We start from the raw sequence: 21,386 nt of genomic DNA on the forward strand, positions 1-21,386 counted from the left end.
TTCCAGGGGAAGGAGTGTTGATGGGAGCCGGCCCCGCCCCTGGGCCGGATGGACACTCCCAGGCTTCGAAGGTGGACCGCGCCCGACATCCAGGTGAAGACTCCAGTTTCCACGAAGGGATAGCGACGATGGCGGAATGGTTGCGGTGGCGGGGAACTCCGGGGACGCAGGGGAGCTCCAGTGCCACGCTCTCTCCGGACGTCTCCTCCGACAACACCGTCCCCGTGGGCGTCGAGGCCCCGGGCGTGCTGCTGGTGGACGACAACCCCGCCAACCTGGTGTCGCTGGAGGCCATCCTCGAGCCGCTCGGCGTGCGGCTGACGAAGGCTTCGTCGGGAGAGCAGGCGCTGCGCTTCCTCTTGCGCGAGGACTACGCCGTCATCCTGCTGGACGTGCGGATGACGGGGATGAACGGCTTCGAGACGGCCTCCCTCATCAAGCAGCGCGAGCGCACGCGCAACGTCCCCATCATCTTCCTCACCGCGTACGGACGCGACGACTCGGAGCTCGTCACCGGCTACTCCACCGGCGCGGTGGACTTCCTGCAGAAGCCCTTTCCGCCGGAAGTGCTGCGCTCGAAGGTGAATGTCTTCGTGGAGCTGTTCCGCGCGCAGCACCAGGTGCGTGCGCAGGCGGAGCTGTTGCGACAGAAGGAGTCGGAGGCGCGCGAACTGGCGCACCGCGCGGCGGGCCACATCGACCGGCTGCGCGACTTCACCGCGCGACTGTCGGAGGCCAGCACGGTGGCCGAGGTGTGCCGCGCGCTCTTCGAGCAGGGCCTGGTGGCCGCGGGCGCGAAGGCGGGCGCGGTGAATCTCCTGAATGACGAAGGGGACGCGCTCGAAATCGTGGACGCGGTGGGCTACCCCGAGCAGGTGCTGGCGAAGTGGCGCCGGATTCCATTGTCCAACCCGGTGCCGCTCACGGAGGCGGTGCGCGAGCAGCGGCCCATCTGGCTGGGCTCGCTGGAGGACTGGCAGGGGCGCTACCCGCACCTGAACGCTTACGGCATCCACGAGTCCGCCATCGCCCTGCCGCTGTTGGTGAAGGGGCGTGCGCTGGGGGCCATTGGCCTGTCCTTCGCGCGGGCGCGGCTCTTCACGGAGATGGACCGGGCGTTCTTCTCCGCGCTGGCGCACGCGTGCGCGCAGGCGCTGGAGCAGGTGCGCCTCATCACCGAGGAGCGCCGCGTGCACGAGGAGCTGCGGAGGCGCGCGGAGTTCGAGCAGCAACTGGTGGGCATCGTCTCGCACGACTTGCGCAACCCGCTGGCGGCCATCTCCATGTCGGTGGGGCTCCTGGAGAAGAAGGGCGAGCTGTCCGACATGCAGCGGCGCACGGTGCTGCGCATCGGTCAGGCCAGCGAGCGCGCGGCGCGGATGATTCGAGACCTGCTGGACTTCACCAAGGCGCGGCTGGGCGGAGGCATCGCCCTGCACCGCCAGACGACGGACCTGCGGGACGTGGTGACGCAGGTGCTGGACGAGGTGCAGGGCGCCCACCCCGGGCGGCACGTGCAGGTGGACGTGGCGTCGGACGTGCGAGGGGAGTGGGATCCAGACCGCATCGCCCAGGTGCTGACGAACCTGCTCTCCAACGCGCTGGCCTACAGTCCGCCGGACGCGCCGGTGCGGCTGCGCACCTTCGGAGAAGCGGGCCACGCGCTCGTCAGCATCTACAACGGGGGGGACCCCATCCCCCACGAGCTCCTGTCGCGCCTGTTCGAGCCGATGACGCGGGGCATGTTGAAGGAGGGCCAGTCCAGCCGCAGCATCGGCCTGGGCCTCTACATCGTCCGGGACATCGTCCGGGGCCATGGCGGCAGCGTGGACGTGGTGTCCTCTCCAGAGGATGGCACCACCTTCACGGTGCGCCTGCCCCGGCTCCAGGGCTGAGGCTCGGGGGCGGGTGGGAGTCACGCCTTCCTGCCCCGTGGGGCAGTGGCGGTTGTCACCCAGGGTGCACTTTGCTCTCGGAGACGGGTGGGGACGGGGGACGTGGCGCGCGCCACACAGTGCTTACGGGTGAGCACTGCGGGAATCGCTGTACCCGAGGACAAGTTCGCGACACCTCGGACATGGCACTCTCTGCCAACGCGCGTTCCGCCCCTCAGTCTCCGCACGTGGACTGGCGGGGTGCTGGGCGCCGGGGGGAAGTCGATGGTGAGCCTGTCGTCGTTGCCAGGGAATGCCTTGGCACGGTCGCTCCATGCCGCAAGTCCCGCACCGTGCATGCGCTTGGAAGCGCTGCGGGGACCGGCGGGCGAGGTGCTCGACTTCCAGGGGTCGTCGCTCAACGCGGCCGCGGAGCACTTCGTCCATGACTGGGGCGTGCCCTCCTGTGTCTCTCGCTGGGTGCAGCAGGGCATGCGCGGCGTGGAGCTGGAGGCGTGCGTGCGCGTCTGGGCCACCGGCGTGCCCCTGTCCGCGACGCTGCGGCTGTCCCGGGACGGGCTGGAGGCGTGCTTCCAGGTGGTGGGCATCAAGGAGTCGGAGGGCCTGGCCCTGTGGCTTCTGGAGCCGTCGCCGGAGGACGCGGCGGGGCTGCGCGACACCTTGGAGCGGGAGCGCGAGGCTCGACGGCGCGCGGAAGGCGCACTGGAGGGCGCCAGGGACTTGCAGGCCCGCGAGGAGCTCCTGCGGCTGGCCCTGTCCAAGGCCCGCATGGTGGCGTGGGAGTGGACGGAGGCGCGGCGCGCGGTGACGTGGTCCCCGGACGCGGAGGCGTTCTTCGGTCAGGCGCCCGCGTCGCTGGGCACCTCGCTGCCGGCCTTCCTGTCCTGCGTGGTGGTGGAGGACCGACCCAAGGTCGCGCGCGGAATCGAGCAGGCGCTGGCCGTGGACGGGGCCTATGCGCTGAAGTTCCGCTGCCGTCATCTGGACGGCACCACCCATTGGTACGAGGCGGTGGGGCAGAGCTTCCACGAGGGGGAGCGGCCGCACCGCATGGTGGGCGTGGTGGCGGACTGCACGGAGCGCGAGCAGGCGGAGGCCACGCTGCGGGAGGCGGAGGAGCGCTACCGGCTGGCCGCGCGCGCCACGCATGACGTGCTCTGGGATTGTGATTTGGCCACGGGGCGGGTGCGGTGGGACGCGGGGCAGGAGGAGCTGTTCGGCTATGGACGCGACGCCTCGGACCATGACCTGGGCTGGTGGACGCAGCGGCTGCACCCGGACGAGCGCGACGCGGTGGCCACCAGCCTGCGCGACTTCACGGCGTCCACCCGGGCCGCGTGGCAGGCCGAGTACCGTTTCCTGCGCAACGACGGAACCTGGGCGCACGTGTTGGACCGGGGCGTGCTGTCGCGTGACGCGGCGGGCCGGCCGGTGCGGATGATTGGCTCGATGATGGACATCACCGAGCGCAAGCGCGCGCTGGAGCGGCTGGCGGAGGAGGCGGAGTTCCGCGAGCGCTTCATCGGGATTCTCGGCCACGATTTGCGCAACCCCCTCAACGCGATAACCCTGTCCGCCCGGGCCTTGCGCCGCCGCGCCGCCATCAGCTCCACCCAGCAGCAGATGGCTCAGCGCATCGAAGCCTCCGCGGAGCGGATGGGGACGATGATATCGGACATCCTGGACCTCACGCGGGCCCGGCTGTCCGGGGGCATCCCCTTGCAGGTGGCGCCCGCCAACCTCTCCACCGTGTGTCAGCAGGTGGTGGAGGAGCTGTCCGCCGTCCATCCGGACCGCTACATCGCCTTCGACGTGGACGGCCGTTGTGACGGGCTGTGGGACGCGGACCGGCTGGCCCAGGTGCTCAGCAACCTGGTGGGTAACGCGCTGGAGCACGGCGCCCAGGATGCTCCCGTGCTGCTGCGGTGTCTGGATTACGAGACGCGCCAGGTGGTGGAAGTCACGAACCCCGGGGCGCCCATCCCCGCGCCGCAACTGGCCACCCTGTTCGACCCGTTCCGTCAGGCCGGCGCCGCGCGCGAGAAGGGCCGACGGCGGGGGGGGCTGGGACTCGGGCTCTTCATCGTCCGGGAGATTGTCCACGCGCATGGTGGCAGCGTGGACGTGCGTTCCTCCGAGCTGGATGGGACGACGTTCACCGTGACGCTCCCGCGTGACGCGCGCCGCGCGCCGCGGTGATGTTTCAAGGGCGTCTCGCGGTGTGTCACTGACAGTGAATCAGCGTCAACCGTGAGTCGATACACGGCTGAAACGTCAGCCGTTTATCGAAAGCCTTGTCGGACGCACGACCCCAACGGAAGAATTGCACGTGAGTACACCTGTCGCCCTGGGCGGGAAGCACTACCCGTTGTCTTGGCCGCGAGAAACCGCGCGGTCACCCCCAACGCGGAGACAGTCACATGCGCCAGTGCTTCAGCCGTTTCGAGTCCCGTCCGTCCTTCCTTCGTGAATTGACCGCGTGGGGGTTGCCCGCGCTCCTGAGCATCACCATCGGATGCGGCCCGGCGGGGCTGGGAGGGGGCGAGCCGAGCGAGTCCCTGGGCGCCCACGAAGACGGCCTGGTGTCGATGAATGGCTTGTCGACGAACGGGCTGAGCACGAACGGTTTGTCGACGAACGGGTTGAGCACGAATGGCCTGTCGACGAACGGTTTGTCGACGAACGGGTTGAGCACGAATGGGGTGTTCAATACATGGTTCACCGCCAATCCAGCCGAGGCGGAAATGCTGATGCGGTATGTCGCCCGCTGTGCATTGTCTTCAAATCAATCCCTGACGTACACTCATGGCGGAACGACGTACTCATGGCCCGGCGCGTTGGGGCTGGCGCCGGGGTGGACGGGGAGCGCGTCGGGCTCGCAGCCGCAGCCGGCGACGGTGGCGGAGCAGCAGGTGGTGTCCGCGTGTCTGGCGGCGCACGCGAACAAGTTCGGCGTGCACGTGAACATCTCCGTGCTGGGCAAGGGCGCGACGAACGTGGCGATTCCCTCCAGCACGGAGGAGATGCAGCTGTTCAGCCAGAAGGAGGCGTGCTTCTTCGGCAACCTCTTCAACAACGAGGGCCTCTTCGCGGCCAACGACACCAGCTACCTGGCCTATGACCAGAGCACGGTGCGCACCTGCGGCCTGTCGTCGTGGAGTGGCGACTCCGCGTGCGCGCCCGCGATTACGCACGTGGGCTCCTGCCTGGACTACTGCCAGCTGGATGCGTCGCGGACGTCGTACAAGAGCTGCACGTTCAACGGGAAGGTGTACCGCCCCATCAATACCCGCATCCGTCCCCAGGACATCTACCAGTGCGGCGACGGCGTCTGCCAGATTTCGGAGAAGTGCGGCACGGGTGTCACCGCGAACAGCTGCGCGGCGGACTGCGGCGCCTGCCAGTAGGGGAAGCAGGCGGACTTCGGACCCGCGGCTCCCCCCGCCGCGTGGGTCCATGAAGGGCTGGCCGGAGCTCCTCCGGCGGCGATATGTCCGGAAGTCGCAGGCGTTCCCGCCCCGAAGCACCCTGGGGGCGGAGGTTCATTCCCGCCGCGACAACATGCCACACGGCGTTTGCTCCCGGGGCTGGTACTCCTGCAGTCCGTAGCGGTGCGCTCCTCGCATCCGCCCCCGTGGAGGTCGATTCGATGAACGCCGTCTGGAAGCCCGCGTCCTGGGCCCTCGTGCCCTTCCTCCTGCTCACGCAGGGCTGCGGTGACGACGAGAAGAAGAGCGACAAGACCTACACCGTCCGTTTCAGCCCCCAGGTGCGGCAGGAGGCCCTGCGGTGTGGGACCACCTACCCGGATATCGGCACGTCGCGCGGCGTCATCGAGCTGCTCGACTTCAAGATGTACCTGCGTGACGTCACCCTGGTGCGCGCCAATGGCGAGCGCCACGCGCTGACGCTGGCGCAGGATGGGACGTGGCAGCGGGACGCGATTGCCTTGCTGGACTTCGAGGATGGCACCGGGGCGTGCACCACGGGCAGCTCGGAGACGCACCGCGAGGTGGTGGGCACGGCGCCGGAGCACGACGACTACACGGGCCTGGAGTTCAAGGTCGGCCTGCCGCCGGAGCTGAACCACCTGGACGCGGAGGCCGAGCGCGCGCCGCTGAACGTGGCGCCGATGTGGTGGAGCTGGCAGGGTGGCTACAAGTTCGTGGCCCTGGACATCCGCTCCCAGGCGAACGAGAGCTTCTACTTCCATATGGGGGCCTCGGGGTGTCGGGGCTCGGTGCCGGACGGCTTCACCTGCACGGCGGACAACCAGGCGACCATCACCCTGGCGGGCTTCGACCCGGAAGAGAACCACGTCGTCCTGGACCTGGCGGGGCTGTACTCGGAGCTGGACGTGAATCGCGTCCCGAACGGAACGACGGACATGATGCCGGGGTGCATGTCGGGCGCGAGCGACCCGGAGTGCCCGGTGCTCTTCTCGCAGTTCGGCCTGGCCGCGGATGGCAGCCCCAAGGCGCTGCCGACGACGTTCTTCCGGGTCCGCTGACCTCCGGCGGGTGACATGAGGAGTGCCAGGATGTTCCACGCATGGAAGGTGGGCGCCGCGTTGGGCGCGCTGATGCTGGTGGGGTGTGGCGGCGAGGAAGGCGCGCCGCCTCCCGCGCCCTATGCGTGGAAGTTGCCGGTGGGCTTTCCGGAGCCCTTCGTTCCGGCGGACAACCCCATGTCGGACGCGAAGGTGGAGCTGGGGCGCCACCTGTTCCACGACAAGAGGCTGTCGGGCAACGGCACCATGGCGTGTGTGAGCTGCCACGAGCAGGCGCGGGCGTTCTCGGATGGCAAGCCGACGCCCCGGGGCTCCACGGGAGACCACGTCGCGCGCAACTCGCCAGGGCTGGCCAACGTGGCGTACCTGGCCACGTACACCTGGGCGAACCCGCTGCTGGAGACGCTGGAGTCCCAGGCGCTGGTGCCGCTGTTCAACGAGTTCCCCACGGAGATGGGCGTGGCGCCCCGGCTGGAGGAGGTCTTCCAGCGGCTGAGGGACGATGTGAAGTATCAGGAGCTGTTCCGCGAGGCGTATCCCGGCAAGGCGGAGCTGGTGGACCGCGAGACGGTGGTGAAGGCGCTGGCGTCGTTCCAGCGCACGCTGTTGTCGGGCAGCTCGCCGTATGACCGCTATCTGCGGGGCGAGCGGGAGGCGCTGACGCCCGAGGCGCGGCGGGGCATGGAGCTGTTCTTCGGGGAGCGCGCGGAGTGCTACCACTGTCACAGTGGGAGGCATCTCTCGAACTCGTTCCGTTCGAAGGACTCGGTGCTGCCGAACATGCAGTTCTTCAACACGGGGCTGTACGACTTGGATGGGCGGGGCGCGTACCCGTTGGACAACCCGGGCCTGTTCGAGTTCACCCAGCGGGTGGAGGACCAGGGCCGCTTCCGCGTGCCGCAGCTGCGCAACGTGGAGCTGACGGCGCCGTACATGCACGACGGCAGCATCGCCACGCTGGAGGCGGTCCTCGACCACTACATGGCCGGTGGGCGCAACGTGACGGAGGGGCCGTTCGCGGGAGATGGCCGGGCGAACCCGAACAAGGACCCGTTGGTGCGGCCGTTCGAGCTGACGGAGTCGGAGCGCGCGGACCTCATCGCGTTCCTGAAGAGCCTCACGGACGTGGAGTTCACGCGCGACGCGCGGTACTCGAACCCGTGGGAGTGAGAGAGGTCAGGCTTCGTCGTCGGGGAGCAGCCTGCGTAGAAGCTCGTCGTCGGGTCCGAGGGGACGCCATCCCGCGGGCGGTGGATTGGCGAGAAGGGCATCACCCGCCAGTTGCACACGGGTTTCATGCGTTTCTGGGACGATGCCGGACCAGAGCCCGAGCGCCTTGGCGACCCTGAAGCGGTTGTCGTCATCCAGCACGGCCGGCCAACCCTCAGGGAGGCTTCCCCACAGCTCGCGCACGAGATGTCCGCGAACCAAGCGGGTCACTTTCTTGCTGCGCACCGCTTCGGCCACCAATCCATCGTACACCTGAACTCCGGCAACGTCGTCCGGACCCAGTTCCTCGGCCAATGCCACCAACGATGCGGTGGGACGGGCCTCGGCAAAGGCCGTGAGTGAGTCGTAGCCGCGCTCACGGACGCGCTCATACAAGCGGGCCTTCCAGTTCTCCCGCCATGAACGTCCGTCGGTCATCGGCTCCTCCCCTTCGTGAACATGAGTGGGACTTTGTAGAACTGCATACGCTCCGCGACGATGTCCAGGACCTGATTCCGCGTCAACATCCGGCCTGCCCTGGACTCAGCGTCGCGTAGCGTCTTCATGATCATCCGGTTCCACTCACCGGGCCACACGCGCCCCAGCTTCCAGTTTCCTCCGCCGTGAATGGCCTCGTGGTGGGCCTGCTCCAGCCGGACGCAGAACTGGTCGATGTCCATGTCGCCCTTGAAGCCGCGCTGCTCGAACCACTCCCGGTGCTCCTTCGGGAGGACGTGGTGCTTCGGAGCGTCGGACATGCCCGCTCCTGCCTTGCCCGTCACCCGCATGCCCCGCACCTCCGGACTGTCCCCCAGCGCCTCGCGCACGCCCTCGGGCAGGTCTTGATGGGCCTGAGCCATCATCACCTGACCCCCGTGGATGCGGACGGCCGTGCTGACGGCGGGGAGGGAGATGACGCCCGCCTGTACGAGCCTTCGCATCAGCTCCACCCACTCGGCGGAGACAACGATGCGTGAGCCCGCCATGACACCCCCTGAACTCATCGCGAGGCCCACGCCGAGCGTCGCGGGTGCGGCCGGGGGAAGCCGGGGCAGCGACATCTTCAGCGAGGAAATCAGGGTGACCATCTCCAACACCTGCACGGCCACCAGAACCTTGCCGCCGTCCTCCATGGCCGACTGTCCATCCGAATGAATCGCGTTGAACTCCCGGGTCAATGTCCCCATCAGCTCGGGCATCGCGAGTGCCGCGGCCTCGACACGGTCCGGGTCCTGGGAAGCGAGGTCCGCCAACGGGGGCTCCACCAGACCCCGGACACGGTTGAGGTCCACGAACTGCTTCTCGAAGCTGCAGATGAAGCACTCCCGGAGCAAGGCATCGGTGAGCTGGAGGAAATCAACCCAGGTGGAGAGCAGCAGTGTGCCGAACATCGCGGCCTGGAGCCGTGGCCCCGTCATGCGCAGGACGCCCAGCTCCATCTCCGGGTTCTCCACTTCCGACGCGGCCCCAGCCATCACCGTCGCGCTTCCGAGCGCACCGCGAATCCACGTCACCTGTTTGGAGCCAAGGCGGAGAAAGCGCATGAACACCTCGCCGTTGATGGCCCGGCCATCAAAGCCGGGCCGACGCGTCGCAATCATGGACAACGCGGACTCGACCCTCTCCAGCGAGCCCTTCATCTCGTCAATGGACTCGAGGATTGCTTGTCGAGTCAGCGTGGCGCTCCGCGCTCCGCCTCCGATGGCTCCAGCCACAGTGCCAGGCCCAGCCCGCGTTGCGTCGCTTCGTGGCCCCCGATGCCGCCACAACCGTTGTCCTGCTTCGGGTCCCGCGATGGCGTGCGGGCGTTCGTCGCTCGGCTCCCCTTCCCAAGCGGGGGACGAGGCTGCACGCGGCGCGTGGTTCAGCGTTCCGTCGCGCCCGGGCGCATGAGTCACCGAGGCGCATCCCGTGGCCAGCAGCACTATGGCCAGCAAGGCGTTGGCGCGCATGGCCCACCCCCAACTTGAGCGTGCTGAACCAGCTCTCCATGGCCGCGTTGTCGTAGCCGTTGCCGCATCGGCTGATGCCGTGCCTCGCCAGAACGTGCGGGTAGTGCTCACCGGCGTATGTGCTCCCCTGGTCCGTGTGGTGCAATAGCCTACCAGTCCGCCGCGCTGTACGGCGACGCCGGAGGGGCGCATGAGTTGACGGCGCGGCGGCACGCCATGGCGCCCGTGCCTCGACGCAATACCTCCCGAGGGGGATGTCCGTCCCCGGAGTCTTCGGGTGTCATCCCCGGAGATGAGGCGCATCGCTCGTTGATGCGCTGACGGCTGTCTTCTGGGGCCATCCATGAGAGTGTTGGGAGTTCTTGCGCTGCTGCTGCTGGCGGGCGGCTGTGCGTCGACCCGTGTCGTGCGTCTGGATACGGGAGGGGGAAAGTCAATCGCATACACGCCCATCGAGACCGAGCCTGTCGAGATGGACGAAGAGGAGTTCAAGGGCGCCGTCGCGCGGCTCGTACCCGACCTGCGGCTGGACGCCGTGTTCAAGGAGGTCGACCAGGAGGACCGTCGCTCCTCAAGCGTGTCCCACGGGAGCGGCGGTGACGGGGCGCTGGGGCGGGCTGTCTCGTCGGCCCATGAGCGCGTCTGTCAGCGTCAGGAGGACCCAATGGGCTGTCTGGGCATGATGACCGGTGGACTCACACTGGGGCCGATGGAGCGCAGGATGCTCGCGCTCTACTTCGCGTTCGATGGCGCCTGGGACGACGTCGAGGAGGACCTCCGCGACACGGTGAATGTCGCGGCCCTGCGGGGCCTGGTGACGACGATGTCCGGGGCGGCACTGAAGACGCTGGTGGCTCCCGAGCCCATGACGAAGCCCATCTCGCTGGCCTGGGCGGCCTCGCTGATTGCGTATCTAGGGACGGAGCCCGTCTGGAAGCTCGGGCAGGGCTTCTCGCGGCTCGTGGAAGAGTCCCGGGACGCGGCGAGCTTCGAGGAACTGGAGCGCGTCGGACATCGCTTCGGTGATGTGCTGGGCGACAACGGGGCCCGCGTCCTGGTGGTCGTCTCCTTGTCGGTGCTCGGCGGGAGGAACGCCATGGCGGTGCGAGGACCGAAGATGCCGGGCTTCGCTCAAGCCGCGATACGCGCCCAGACGGAAGCGGGCTTTCAGCTCGCGGGTGCCCTGTCTGGAGACGTCCGGTCGATTGCGCTCACGTCCGGAGGAGAGCTGAAAATGACGCTCGCGCCAACGGCGGTCGCCGCGGTCGCGATGGGACCTGGCGCGGCTCCCATGGGGACAGTGGGTGGCATCCCGGGGGACGCGGAAGGCACGGTGCACCCCATCTGCGCGGGCAAGGGCACGGCCTCTGAATCGGATGGCGGCCCGTGGGCACAGCGCTGCCAGGAGCTCTTCATCAAGGCAGGGATGCGCCCGGAGGACCCGGCGAACCTGATTCGAATCAAGGGCCATCGAGGGCCCCACCCCGAGGCCTACCATGCGCGAGTCTTCGAGTTGCTGAACGACGCGACGGGAGGATGCCGGGGCGCTGGCGGGTGTCGGGCCGCGTTGACGCGCGAGCTCGCCAGGGTTGCGCGAGAGCTCGTCACGAAGGGAACGGAGTTGAGGACCCTCGTGACCCGAAATGCCGAGGAGTAGGCGGGAACGCTTCCTCACGAGCTTCAAGGCGCAGGCGTCCCCGCGTGGCTCTCGACTCCGTGGGAGTGCGGGCAAGGCCGCCTTCCGCTGCGGGGTTGCGAAGCATTACGTGGTGGACGCCTGCCCTGTCGCATGGGGAAGAGGCCCACGGCCCTGGTGGCTACGCTGAAGGTCTCATTCACAGGAGGCTTTCATGCGACGTCCGGTCGGTCTGTTGAACGCGTGTGTCCTGATGATGCTGGGATGTGGAGCCTTGGAGGAACCCGTGCTCACGGCGCCAGATGAAGGCTCCGTGGCGGAGACGTCGGAGGCGGCGCTGGACCTGGGCCCCGTCCTCGTCACCTGTCCGGTGGGAACGAGTCAGGCCTTCTACTCGCCAGGGCTGAAGAACACGCCCCAGGATGTCACGGTGTCGGGGCAGGCGACCCTGAGCAACTGCGTGACGGTGCTGGGTGACCCGGTGACGTCTGGCACCAACAGCCTGACGTCGAGCGTGGTGCGGGGCTTCTCATGTGGAGACCTCCTGCTGCCCAGGGCCGTCACCCAGACGGTGACGTGGAACACGGGGAGACCTCGACGATGGTCTTCACCCAGCTTCGCGTGGGCGTGCAGGGCACGCTGTCCGTCTTCGTCCTGACGGGCACCGTCCGCTCCGGAAAGTTCGTCGACGCGACGGCGGTCCGGACCATCTCCTATGTCACCGTCGACCTGGAGGACGGTTGCGCGTCCCCCGAAGGGCTCACCTCCCTTTCGGGCCTCACGACGCTCTCCCTGACGAAGGTGCTCTGAGCCCTCTACGAGCGTGAGTCGATGTCGTGGCGGCGAGCCCCTCGCCCCACGACGCCTCACGTGCATGGGGCTGTGTCCGTTGCGACAGGCCGCGCGTGGATGTTGGTGTCCGACACTTCCCGTGGCAGGTGCGGCACATCGCCCCGGTCTCGCGGGGAGGTGCGAGCGTCATTCATTGTCTCTTGTCGTCTTTCGCGGATGGGCTTGTGCGCGGTGGATTCCTATCTCGGCAACGGAAGCGTTATCGGGAGCGGAAATGCGCAGAAGCCTGTTGGCGGCGGTGGTGGTCATTCTTTCCGCACTCGCCCTCACCTCGACATTCGACGTGTCGGCGGGGAGTGGCGAGGAGGCCCCCGCGCCCCGGGAGCCGGCTGCCTTGGCCGCCGCGCCGCGCTCTGACAGCCCCGGCCCCGTCGTCGTCACCTGTCCCGTCGGCATCACCCAGGCGTCGTACATGCCCGGGTTGGGCGAGCTGACGAAGGACGTGACGGTGGCGGGGGCCACCACGCTCAGCAACTGCGTCACCATCCCCGCGACGCGGGTGACGTCCGCGCGCCTGCCGCTCGATTCGAGCCTGCTCGCGGGCTACTCCTGCGCGGACCTGATGACGCCGCGCACGGTGCGCCAGGTGGTGCAGTGGAACACGGGCGAGACGTCCACGCTGGTGTTCAGTCAGTCGAGAGAGCTGGCCCAGGGGCCGCTCACCGTCTTCACGCTGACGGGCACCGTGGAGTCGGGCGCCTTCGCGGAGGCCACCGCCATCTGGACGGTGACGTACCTCAACTCCGACATCGAGAAGGGCTGTGCGTCACCCGGTGGGCTCATCTGGCTGAGCGGGCCGTCCACGCTCGAGCTCATCCGCACGATGACGTGAGTCGTTGGGAAGATTGGAAGGAGGCTGCTCATGCGTGCGATGTCATGGAGTGTGAGGGGGCTCGTGCTCGTCGGGCTCTGTGGCCCGTTGGCTTGTGGAGACGGCGGAGGAGGCCCGGGACGTGGGGCGCTGGAGGGGCCGGGAGCGATGACGATTGAGCGGCCTCCGGAGAAGGTGCTCATCACCTGTCCCCTCGGTCATGGGGAGGCGAGGTACGGCACGGGCGTGAAGGCCGAGCCCCGCGACAGCGCGGTGTCGTTCCAGGCGACGGTGAGCAACTGCGTGACGGTGCTCGGCTCGGCGGTGAAGTCGGCGACGCTGGGCACGGAGGCGCCGAGCCTGATGCGAGGCCTGTCCTGCACGGACCTGGCGCGAGCCGGAGCGGGACGCCAGGTGGTGACGTGGAACACGGCGGAGACGTCCACGGTGCTGATGAGCCAGTCACACCTCTCCGTGCAGGACGCGACGACGCTCGTCACGCAGACGGGGAGGGTGCTGTCCGGCAAGTTCCAGGGCGCCACGGCGGTGAGGACCACCACGTTCCTGAGCACGGACATCGACAATGGCTGCCGCTCCGAGGAGGGGCTGACGTACCTGAAGGGACCGGCGACCTTCAGCGTGACGTACCCCTGAGTCCTGGCGCCGTGGGGACTGCGCGGGGCGGGTGAAGCATTGCATGATGGCTCCCGCCCGAGGTCGAGCGAGGAGCCGCATGTCCGTCCCCCGTGAGTTTCAGAGCAAGCCCCTCGACAGGTTCCTGGAGAACCGCCCTCCACTGGATTGCCTGGGGCAGTGGGATGAGACCGTCCACGACGCGTTCCTGCTGAGTGGCCGGCTCGACACCCCCGCCGAGACGGCGTGGTTGAAGGAGACGTTCCTCGCCCTGCGCAAGCGGGCCAGCGCGGACCTGGTGTCGTTCCACGACGAGCTGATGGTGACGCCGTACGGAGGGGCGGACGTCGCGTGTCCGGAGGGGTACTCGCCGTGGCGGGTGGAGTTCGGCCTGTCGCTGTTCCCCAAGCGGGAGCAGGGCTTCGCGCGCCTCGAGTGCGTCGTGGAGTTCAGTCTGTACGAGACGCGCCTCGACGCCTTTCGCGTGCTCAAGGTGTTGCCGGAGGCTGGCGCGGAGGTGAAGGCGTGCGCGGAGCCTCGGGGCACGCTCCAACTCGAGTCGCAGCGCCCGGCGCGGCTCATGCTTCCCATGCCCAAATCGCGGCGGGCGTCGGAGGTCGTCGTGGAGGTCTACGGGAAGTCGGGTCCAGGGCCCTATCTCCACGATGCGGTCCGGACGTGTGTGACGGCGGAGGCGCTCGGGGACACGGCGGCGCGCTGGCGGTTGGAGGGGCCCTCACCGAGCCGCGAGCCGGGCGCGGAGAGCCACACGCTCTCGGTCATCCTCGCCGTGAGGCCGGATGCTCCCGCCATCCAGGCCGCCGGGAGCCTGCTCGCATTCAGCAAGGAGAACTGGCTGGACGCCGTCGTGGGAGACCACTGGCGGCAGTTCCTCACCAGCGTGCGCGAGTTCCAGGGGAGCGGCGCGCCCGCGGAAACCTACGGCGAGTGGATGGACCTCCTCGTGCCGCCTCCGCCCAGGGCCTGAGTCACGAGAAGGGCGCGAGGCAATCCATGTATCCTGCCCCGCAATGCGCTCGACCCTGTTCCTGCTGGTGGTCCTCTCCGCCTGCGCGACCTCTCGTCCGACTGCGAAAGGAGACGCGGGGCCGGCTCCAGGCGAGCCCTCCACCGCGCCGCCAGTCGGACCTTTTGGAACGGCGCATCGCTTCAACCTGATGGAGGCGTCCGCCGACGGGCGGTGGTTGATTGCCTGTCAGGCGCGAGAGGACACGGACAAGAACGGTCGAATCGACGAGGACGACCACACGTTCGCTCACCCGAGGTTTGGCGAAGGGGATAGGGCCGTCACGTATCTCTTCCTCGATTCAGGCCTGGGGACTCCCATCGAGGACTTCCTCGGCGCGGACGTCTCCGGTCGCTACCTCGCGGTGGTTCGCAATCAGACCCTCATCCTCCTCGACGTGTGGACGCGAGATGAGCGGGAGTTGGTGCGATACAGCGTCCCTGATTCGACCAGACCTGACGCGCTGTGGCCTCCGCCTGTCGCGCGCTTCTCGTCCGACTCAAGGCACATGCTCTACCTGCGAGAGACGCAAGGGCGCGTGTCCGCCGTTGTGCGGGAGCTGTCCTCGGGCCGCGAGCAACAGGTGGAGTCGGGGGCGGGTGAGCTGCGGAACGCGGACTTCAGCGATGCCGGTGACTGGGTGAACCTCTGGGTCCACACCGAGGACATTCCCGAGGGTGAGCCTCGCGAGCGGCCGGTCCATTCGTCCTCGCGGCTCCGCGGGTCGTGCAAGCTCGACCCGAAGGGGGAGCGCTACCGCATGAATGAGGACATGCTGGTCTGGCGCGCGCGTCGTGTGGAGGGAGGGCCTTTGCATGAACTCAGGGGCGCGGCGCGCATCGATGAAAGAGAGCCCCTGACCTTGCTGCTGGGACGCTTCATCCTGCGGCGGGGAGAGGCCGGTGAGCTGTTCGCCGAGGACGGCTCGGGGCGGCGCACCGAGTGGGTTCCCGCCTTCTGCGAGGGCCGAATCCTGGTCGCGGACCCTCGGCGTGAACTCGTGGTGGTGGCGTGCACGTACAAGGGGCCTGAGTCGCTGGCCACCGTCGAGCTGCATGGGGCCGAAATCCATCAGCCGCTGGACTTCCACGTCACCTATCGAGACGAGGACTCAGCCTTCTCCCCCTTCCCGATTCCACGGCTCGTCTCCCTGCCCGAGGGGTTCCCGGAGTACCTCGCTCCCGACGGGCAGGTGGCTCAATTCATCGATTCGAGGCGCGTCCTCATCGACCTGGAGACGCGGGCCTTGCACCGCGTCGATGACAACATCGTGACGACGCGAGGTCTTCTCGCGCTGCTCTGGGCCCCGCTTCACTTCGAGCCCCATGAGGTGACGAGAGACCGTGTCGCCAACAAGGAACTCGTCAAGAGCCGCCGCCGCCCCCTGTCCTTGTGGGATGTCGAGACGGGCAAGCGGACCTTGCTCGCCGAGCATGCGACCCACTGGGTTTTCCAAGCGGGCTCGCTCGTCCTGGCCGGTGGCCTCGTTGTGGACATGGAGTCGCGACAGGTGGTGGGCAGGCCCTCCGTGATGGACACCACGGTGATGGCGCTCGACAAGCGGGGGCGCATCCTCCGTGGGAAAGCACCTCCGCGGGAGCAGGGCCGGCGTGAGCCCCTCCGAGATGTCTGGGGACCTGTCTCTTGGGAGCCCCTGGTCCGGTAGTCGTCTGATTGGCACTGGAGGACCGCATGAGGTGCTGTCATTGCTGAGCACGTCACCCTCCGCTGATGCGCCGGGCGTCCGATGGAGCCCTCCCCGTGAGGTGAGGGGCCGTGGGTCGCCTGATGACCGGGGACACTCGGCTGATGACAGGTGTCATCAGGGCGAGAGGCTCGGTTGTCCTCCTCGGGCGTGCGTCTGCTCGGAAAATCCAGGGGTTGTTCGTGCCAGGCCCGCCGCCTGAGGCTGGCACACGCGCTGCTATGGGCTCCCGGGACGCATCAATCCGCCTCCCATCCCCCGAGGGTCCCGCCATGAGCATCTCCCCCCTGCAGAACTCCTCTGTCCCCCGCTCCAGCGTCTCTTCAATTCGCGGCGGTGGCGTGGAGTCCTCTTCCTTCAGTCCGTCGACGGGCATGGGCGTGAAGAGCGCGCCGGGCCTGGCCGCGCTCCAGAAGGACGGCTTCGAGCTGGGGGGCTCGGGAGGAAAGGCGCACCTGGGCAAGCTCCTGGAGAGCACCCTCTCGGTGATGAACACGCTCGTGCAGGTGATGTCGCAGATCGCCGAGCAGGGCGGCGTGCAGGCGCCCCAGGGTGCCAAGGGCGCGTCCAAGAGCTCGTGCTTCGGTGGTGACAGCGGCTTCTCTCCGCAGGCGTCCTCGGGGCGGCCTCCGCTGGACCTCAATCCCACGCCGACGGGCCCCAGCGCGGCGCCGAGCTTCGATGCGGCGCCGAGCGTCGATGCGGCGCCGAGCGTCGCGGGTGGGAAGAAGCTGGGCGGCAACCTGCCTCCGGGGTTGGAGAAGCTGCGGAGCACCATCGAGTCGGCGGCGGCCAAGACGGGCGTGCCGGCGGAGATGCTGGCCGCGCAAATCTGGCAGGAGTCGCGCGGCAACCTGGAGGCCGTCTCCACCAACGGTGGCAATGGCCTGACGGACACCGGCCTGATGCAGGTCAACCCCAACACCTTCAAGGAGCTGCAGTCGAAGCACCCCGAGCTGCAGGGCAAGGACCTCTCCGACCCGGCGACCAACATCCTCGCGGGCGCCTGCTACATGAAGGACATGAAGGAGCAGTTCGGGAGCTGGGACCTGGCGCTGCGCGCCTACAACTCCGGCCCGAATGGCGTGGACCGCAACAACGCGAACGCGATTCCCGCTGGCACCGGTGACGCGACCTACGTGACGAAGGTGAAGGACTTCATGAGCACCCTCTCCACGGGCGAGGGCACGCTGCCGGCGTGAGCGACCGACGCCCACCATTCCACGCACCTCTGACACGCCAGGATTGCAGCGGCGCGTCGCGACATTTCCCCAGGATTTCCGTTCATCGGGTGTGCGGCTGAAGTGACATCGGATTTCACCTGTCCTTCGGCTGCATTGACTCAACGTGAACCAGGGCCACACCTGGTCGGCCGCCATGTCGCGGTCGCGTGCAACGGGAGAACAGGGACATGAAGTCCATCAATGGATGGTGGGGCGCGGTGCTCGTGTCGGGACTCATCGGCTGTGGGCAGGAGGCGAAGGAGCCCGCGCCGGAGCAGGCGGAGATTCGTGCCGCCGAGCAGGAGGCTCGCTTCCTGACGCCGCCCGCGGGCTGTACCGAAATCACCGTGGGAGAGATGGTCAACGGCATCGAGCTGACGCCGGTGCAGTACGAGCGGCAACCGACGTTCCGTGGCGACTTCTCGAACACGGGAGGCGCGCAGCGGGACGAACTGCGCATCCGCCTGGACATGAACACCCAGCCGGGGCTGTATGACTTATCGCTGGGCGGGGCGAACACCTTCACGTGCGACCAGTGCGTCTTCGGCTACCAGGACATTGGAACGACCTCGCAGAAGCTGTTCGTCGCCGACGCGGGAGCGCTGCTGCTCGCGCTGCAGGTGTCGCCGCAGCAGACGGTGGGCGCGCTGTCGAACGTGGTGCTGCGGGAGTCGGTGCTCGCGACGCCCACCTCGGGGCCTTACACGGGTTCGTCGGTGGTGTCGGGAGGCGAGTGCCGGTGGATTCGCTTCGCGACGTGGAACACGGTGCGCCCGGGCGGGTGTGACCCGCGTCAGGGTTCGCTGACGTCGAACCTGCATGACACCGCGTGTGTCTCCGACGACTACGCGGCGACGGACGGCACGTTGCAGCGCGCGCTGGGGACGAAGACGCAGGGCGAGGCCTGCACCGCGACGCCCGCGGAGAGCGAGCACTCGTTGACGACGACGGACTGCGAGCAGGGCTTCGCGTGCACGGACCTGCTGAGTGACGACGCGCAGTGCCTGAAGACGTGTGACTTCATGACGGCGACGCCGGGGTGCCCCACGGGCACGGTGTGCGGCGTGTATGGCCTGTGCATCGAGCAGTCGGTGCTGGAGCCGATTGGCTTCGCGTTCGACACCGCGCTGATTGGCGAGGCGTGCTCGGCGTCCTTCACCGAGTTCTGTGGCGTCGAGGGTGCGCGTGGAACGTGCTTCGACCCGGACGGCGCGGCGGGTCCGGCGGGGGCGACGTGCCACCGCTACGCGCGTGCGCGCTCCGAGTGCGGAGCGGGCGAGGAGCTGGGCTACATCTACTACCCGCTGTCGGGTGGCGGTGGAGACCGCGGCTACGGCTTCTGCTACTTCGACGGTCGCTGAGTCGGCGTGACATCTCCCCGTCCGGTGTGCCCGGACGGGGAGGGCGCGACGTGTGTCAGGGTGCGGAGGCCCTCTCGCCGAGGGCGCCTTCGTAGCCTCTCTGGAAGGCACCCCGCATCAGAGCGCGCTCACGAAGTCGAGCAGCATGCCGCGCTCGTCCCTGGACATGGCCTTGAAGCGGTCCCGGCTCGCGCTGCCCTGCCCGCCGTGCCACAAGATGGCCTCTTCGAGGGTGCGGGCACGCCCATCGTGGAGGAAACGCGTCCCGGGATTGGTGTGCTCGAGCAGCCCCAGGCTCCACAGCGGGGCCGTGCGCCATTCCTGCCCGGTGGCGACACCTTGCGGGAAGTTGTCTCCCAGCTCGGGCCCCATGTCGTGCAGCAGCAGGTCCGTGTACGGACGAAGGGTCTGCTCGCGCAGCTCGGCATAGCGGTGTCCGGTTCCCGTGGTCAGCGTCGCCACGTGGCACGCATTGCAGCGAGCCTGCGTGAACAGCACCGCGCCGGTGGCGACGCGCTCCTGCATCCGACGCTCGTCCGCTTCGTCCGCTCGCATCTGCGCCAGCTCGGCCTGGAGCTTGGAGGGGTCCGGGTCCTCGACCAGGTCTCCAAAGTCCACGGCGTAGTTGCGCAGAGGCTGCTCACCGGGGAAGTGGCGCTGGGGAGGAACCGCCAGCAGGCTGGTGTAGTCGACGATGAGGCGCAGGTGCTCGTCGCTGAGCTCCGGGGCGGCGGAGTTCGCATTGCGGCAGTCCTCGTCGTCCGTGGCCAGGCCGCAGTTGTGGGTGGGGAACATCGACGTCGTCACGCCCATGTCGTTGTTGAGGGCGCCCGCGACCTGCTCCTCCACGGTCGAAGCCGTGCCGCGCCAGCCGAAGCGACCCACACGGGTGATGGACGGGAAGCGCGGGTCCGGAATCAACTGAAGCTTGCCGACCGCACCGTCGGGGTCCTGTCGGCTCGCTTCGGCGAGGGCCTTCAACTGCTTCTCCGGCACCGCCTCCAGCAGGCCCATCCCCACCATGTGCGGAGCCGTATGCACCGACATGCGAGCAGGCAGCTCCAGCGCGTTGCCCTGCCGGTCCGTCAGCGAATAGACGGGTGCTTGCAGCGTGTACGCGGTTCCATCCGGGTACTGCCCCGGAGTCTCCCGATACGAGGTGACCTTCAGCACCGCGTTGCGTCCGTCGTACTGGGTCTTGCCGTCGTTCACCACGCCCTGCCAGAGGTGCCCGCCGAAGCGGCTGTCCGGCACGAGCTTGCCGGTGGCGTCCACGTCCGCGGTGAGCACCACCATCGTCGACAAGGGCGTGTTGAGCGCGGGAGAGCTCTTGCCGTTGTTCACATGGCAGTCGATGCATGAGGCCTGCTGGAACCGGGGGCCCGCCTTGTTCATGGCGGTCGTGACAGCCGGATTGCCGGGCTCGTGGTGGCCTCCCGTGAGGAAGGAGGTATGAATCAGGCGCCGCCCTTCGGTGAAGGCCTGGATGTTGCGACCCGCGATGTTGAGGCTCGCCTGCATGAAGTTGATGTGGGTGAACCCCGAGGTGTTCTCCTGGAGGGTCATCATCTTGCCGCCCGCCAGGGCGCTGTCCGGGATGGGCGTCGAATCCCAGGGAATCGCGGGGGCATCACAGCAGGGGCCCCGGTACCAGGGCACGATGCCGGGAGTGCCGACACGGTAGACGAGCGCGTCCGAGTAGTAGTTGAAGCGACCGAGCGCGTTGCCCTTGGGGCCGTCCAGGAAGATGCCGAGCTCGAACTCATACAGGTCGCCCTCGCGCAGGTCCCGATTGAGCGCGGCTGAGCGCGTAATCTGCTTCACCAACACGAACTCGCCATCCGCGAGCGGGACATTGAGGTCCCGAAAGCCGCTGGGGCTGTTGTTGTCCGGCAGGGCGTCGTAGTTCTTGATGGGAGTCTCCAGCTCCTGGTCCCTCCGAAGGGTTCCGGGGGGCAGTTGCTTCATGCCCCCGTTGTCCCCATAGAGCGCCACCGACATCGGCAGGTAGGGCTGCTCTCCTCGCCGCCCGATGTACCCACCGCGGAAGTTCGTCCCGTACAGCCACCACTGCGGACGCACGACGAGCGTCAGGATGCGGGTCCCGGGCTTCTTGGGGTCGGGATTGGGGTTGTCGTAGAGGGTGATGTCGTGGGTGCGGCGCTCGAAATAGTGCGCCGCGAAGGTCATGTAGTTGTCCCCGCCCAGTGGATTGCCCTTCGGAGGCATCTCGCGTGCGTGGCGGTCGCGTGTACGTCCGCCAAGCTTCGTCACGAGCGTGCCACCGGGGAGCGTGTAATGGGTCGTGGGCTGCGGGTCGGCCCAGGTCAGCTCGGCATAGCCATCGGGACCATTGCCTTCAGGTTGAGTGGGTCCGCCCGGCGTTGGCCCTTCGCCGACCTGCACGGTGCCGGAGTTGCAGGCGGCCGTCAGACATGCCCAGGCCACCACCGCGAGCAGCGTGGGCCGGGTGCTCACTGCCTGCTTCGGATTCCGACCAGGGATGGCCACCTGCGAGGAACTGCCCGCGGGGGCGAACATTTCAGGAACGCAGCTCACGGTTCGACTCCTT

The 21,386-nt window shown here is 68.1% G+C and carries 17 protein-coding genes and 1 pseudogene; 14 read left to right on the forward strand and 4 right to left on the reverse strand.

Going from position 1 to position 21,386, the window contains the following annotated elements; genetic code table 11:
• Window positions 1-128: 128 nt before the first annotated feature.
• From G4D83_RS38830 to G4D83_RS38850, 5 genes are all read left to right on the forward strand, one after another.
• Window positions 129-1,895, forward strand: coding sequence for a hybrid sensor histidine kinase/response regulator (locus G4D83_RS38830; RefSeq protein ID WP_176434119.1), 1,767 nt, complete (start codon window positions 129-131; stop codon window positions 1,893-1,895).
• Between the two features lie 336 nt (window positions 1,896-2,231).
• Window positions 2,232-4,094, forward strand: a complete 1,863-nt coding sequence (locus G4D83_RS46625) for a sensor histidine kinase (RefSeq protein ID WP_240357068.1) — start codon at window positions 2,232-2,234, stop codon at window positions 4,092-4,094.
• 221 nt (window positions 4,095-4,315) lie between these two features.
• Window positions 4,316-5,302, forward strand: coding sequence for a hypothetical protein (locus G4D83_RS38840; RefSeq protein ID WP_163869970.1), 987 nt, complete (start codon window positions 4,316-4,318; stop codon window positions 5,300-5,302).
• A gap of 242 nt (window positions 5,303-5,544) precedes the next feature.
• On the forward strand, window positions 5,545-6,405 hold the full coding sequence (locus G4D83_RS38845; RefSeq protein WP_163869971.1) for an MbnP family copper-binding protein: 861 nt from the start codon (window positions 5,545-5,547) through the stop codon (window positions 6,403-6,405).
• A gap of 30 nt (window positions 6,406-6,435) precedes the next feature.
• Window positions 6,436-7,575, forward strand: a complete 1,140-nt coding sequence (locus tag G4D83_RS38850) for a methanobactin export MATE transporter MbnM (protein ID WP_163869972.1) — start codon at window positions 6,436-6,438, stop codon at window positions 7,573-7,575.
• Window positions 7,576-7,581: 6 nt separating this feature from the next.
• On the opposite strand, the gene G4D83_RS38855 is transcribed toward G4D83_RS38850, so the two are convergent.
• From G4D83_RS38855 to G4D83_RS46630, 3 genes and pseudogenes are all read right to left on the reverse strand, one after another.
• Entirely contained in the window at window positions 7,582-8,052 is a 471-nt protein-coding gene (locus tag G4D83_RS38855) for an NUDIX hydrolase (protein WP_163869973.1), read from the reverse strand.
• Window positions 8,049-9,215, reverse strand: coding sequence for a DUF2380 domain-containing protein (locus tag G4D83_RS38860; RefSeq protein ID WP_338041968.1), 1,167 nt, complete (start codon window positions 9,213-9,215; stop codon window positions 8,049-8,051). Before G4D83_RS38860 ends, G4D83_RS38855 begins: the two co-directional genes overlap by 4 nt.
• Before the next feature lie 364 nt (window positions 9,216-9,579).
• Window positions 9,580-9,714: pseudogene (locus G4D83_RS46630) on the reverse strand (IS3 family transposase); the annotation flags it as partial.
• Between the two features lie 195 nt (window positions 9,715-9,909).
• Between G4D83_RS46630 and G4D83_RS38865 the strand changes: the two are divergent.
• The 9 genes from G4D83_RS38865 (at window position 9,910) to G4D83_RS38905 (ending at window position 18,814) form a co-directional block, all read left to right on the forward strand.
• Window positions 9,910-11,223 (forward strand): AHH domain-containing protein, encoded by a 1,314-nt coding sequence (locus G4D83_RS38865; RefSeq protein WP_163869975.1) that lies wholly within the window; start codon window positions 9,910-9,912, stop codon window positions 11,221-11,223.
• Window positions 11,224-11,416: 193 nt separating this feature from the next.
• The gene (locus G4D83_RS38870; RefSeq protein ID WP_163869976.1) at window positions 11,417-11,860 is read left to right on the forward strand and encodes a hypothetical protein; all 444 of its coding nucleotides are present in this window, start codon (window positions 11,417-11,419) and stop codon (window positions 11,858-11,860) included.
• Window positions 11,803-12,012, forward strand: coding sequence for a hypothetical protein (locus tag G4D83_RS38875; RefSeq protein WP_163869977.1), 210 nt, complete (start codon window positions 11,803-11,805; stop codon window positions 12,010-12,012). The genes G4D83_RS38870 and G4D83_RS38875 overlap by 58 nt, the downstream gene beginning before the upstream one ends.
• A gap of 256 nt (window positions 12,013-12,268) precedes the next feature.
• Window positions 12,269-12,886: a hypothetical protein gene (locus G4D83_RS38880; protein WP_163869978.1), complete on the forward strand. Its 618-nt coding sequence runs from the start codon at window positions 12,269-12,271 to the stop codon at window positions 12,884-12,886.
• Between the two features lie 30 nt (window positions 12,887-12,916).
• Window positions 12,917-13,519, forward strand: coding sequence for a hypothetical protein (locus G4D83_RS38885; protein WP_163869979.1), 603 nt, complete (start codon window positions 12,917-12,919; stop codon window positions 13,517-13,519).
• Window positions 13,520-13,598: 79 nt separating this feature from the next.
• Window positions 13,599-14,486 carry a hypothetical protein gene (locus tag G4D83_RS38890; protein ID WP_163869980.1) on the forward strand — a complete coding sequence of 296 codons (888 nt, stop codon included), beginning with the start codon at window positions 13,599-13,601 and terminating at the stop codon, window positions 14,484-14,486.
• Between the two features lie 43 nt (window positions 14,487-14,529).
• A complete protein-coding gene (locus G4D83_RS38895) occupies window positions 14,530-16,191 on the forward strand; it encodes a hypothetical protein (protein ID WP_163869981.1) in 1,662 nt (553 codons plus the stop codon).
• 311 nt (window positions 16,192-16,502) lie between these two features.
• Entirely contained in the window at window positions 16,503-17,432 is a 930-nt protein-coding gene (locus tag G4D83_RS38900; RefSeq protein ID WP_163869982.1) for a lytic transglycosylase domain-containing protein, read from the forward strand.
• 209 nt (window positions 17,433-17,641) lie between these two features.
• Window positions 17,642-18,814 (forward strand): hypothetical protein, encoded by a 1,173-nt coding sequence (locus tag G4D83_RS38905; protein WP_163869983.1) that lies wholly within the window; start codon window positions 17,642-17,644, stop codon window positions 18,812-18,814.
• 117 nt (window positions 18,815-18,931) lie between these two features.
• Here G4D83_RS38905 and G4D83_RS38910 read toward each other — a convergent pair whose 3' ends face one another.
• A complete protein-coding gene (locus tag G4D83_RS38910; protein WP_163869984.1) occupies window positions 18,932-21,373 on the reverse strand; it encodes a di-heme oxidoredictase family protein in 2,442 nt (813 codons plus the stop codon).
• Window positions 21,374-21,386 lie beyond the last annotated feature (13 nt).

This window comes from Myxococcus eversor, assembly GCF_010894455.1.
Taxonomy (GTDB): Bacteria; Myxococcota; Myxococcia; order Myxococcales; family Myxococcaceae; genus Myxococcus; species Myxococcus eversor.

Coding starts and splice junctions, on each gene's coding strand:
- G4D83_RS38875 (WP_163869977.1), top strand. CDS start 11,803: ATGGTCTTCACCCAGCTTCGCGTGGGCGTGCAGGGCACGCTGTCCGTC.
- G4D83_RS38845 (WP_163869971.1), top strand. CDS start 5,545: ATGAACGCCGTCTGGAAGCCCGCGTCCTGGGCCCTCGTGCCCTTCCTC.
- G4D83_RS38905 (WP_163869983.1), top strand. CDS start 17,642: ATGAAGTCCATCAATGGATGGTGGGGCGCGGTGCTCGTGTCGGGACTC.
- G4D83_RS38900 (WP_163869982.1), top strand. CDS start 16,503: ATGAGCATCTCCCCCCTGCAGAACTCCTCTGTCCCCCGCTCCAGCGTC.
- G4D83_RS38840 (WP_163869970.1), top strand. CDS start 4,316: ATGCGCCAGTGCTTCAGCCGTTTCGAGTCCCGTCCGTCCTTCCTTCGT.
- G4D83_RS38870 (WP_163869976.1), top strand. CDS start 11,417: ATGCGACGTCCGGTCGGTCTGTTGAACGCGTGTGTCCTGATGATGCTG.
- G4D83_RS38850 (WP_163869972.1), top strand. CDS start 6,436: ATGTTCCACGCATGGAAGGTGGGCGCCGCGTTGGGCGCGCTGATGCTG.
- G4D83_RS38890 (WP_163869980.1), top strand. CDS start 13,599: ATGTCCGTCCCCCGTGAGTTTCAGAGCAAGCCCCTCGACAGGTTCCTG.
- G4D83_RS38880 (WP_163869978.1), top strand. CDS start 12,269: ATGCGCAGAAGCCTGTTGGCGGCGGTGGTGGTCATTCTTTCCGCACTC.
- G4D83_RS38865 (WP_163869975.1), top strand. CDS start 9,910: ATGAGAGTGTTGGGAGTTCTTGCGCTGCTGCTGCTGGCGGGCGGCTGT.
- G4D83_RS38855 (WP_163869973.1), bottom strand. CDS start 8,052: ATGACCGACGGACGTTCATGGCGGGAGAACTGGAAGGCCCGCTTGTAT.
- G4D83_RS38830 (WP_176434119.1), top strand. CDS start 129: ATGGCGGAATGGTTGCGGTGGCGGGGAACTCCGGGGACGCAGGGGAGC.
- G4D83_RS46625 (WP_240357068.1), top strand. CDS start 2,232: ATGCGCTTGGAAGCGCTGCGGGGACCGGCGGGCGAGGTGCTCGACTTC.
- G4D83_RS38860 (WP_338041968.1), bottom strand. CDS start 9,215: ATGATTGCGACGCGTCGGCCCGGCTTTGATGGCCGGGCCATCAACGGC.
- G4D83_RS38895 (WP_163869981.1), top strand. CDS start 14,530: ATGCGCTCGACCCTGTTCCTGCTGGTGGTCCTCTCCGCCTGCGCGACC.
- G4D83_RS38885 (WP_163869979.1), top strand. CDS start 12,917: ATGCGTGCGATGTCATGGAGTGTGAGGGGGCTCGTGCTCGTCGGGCTC.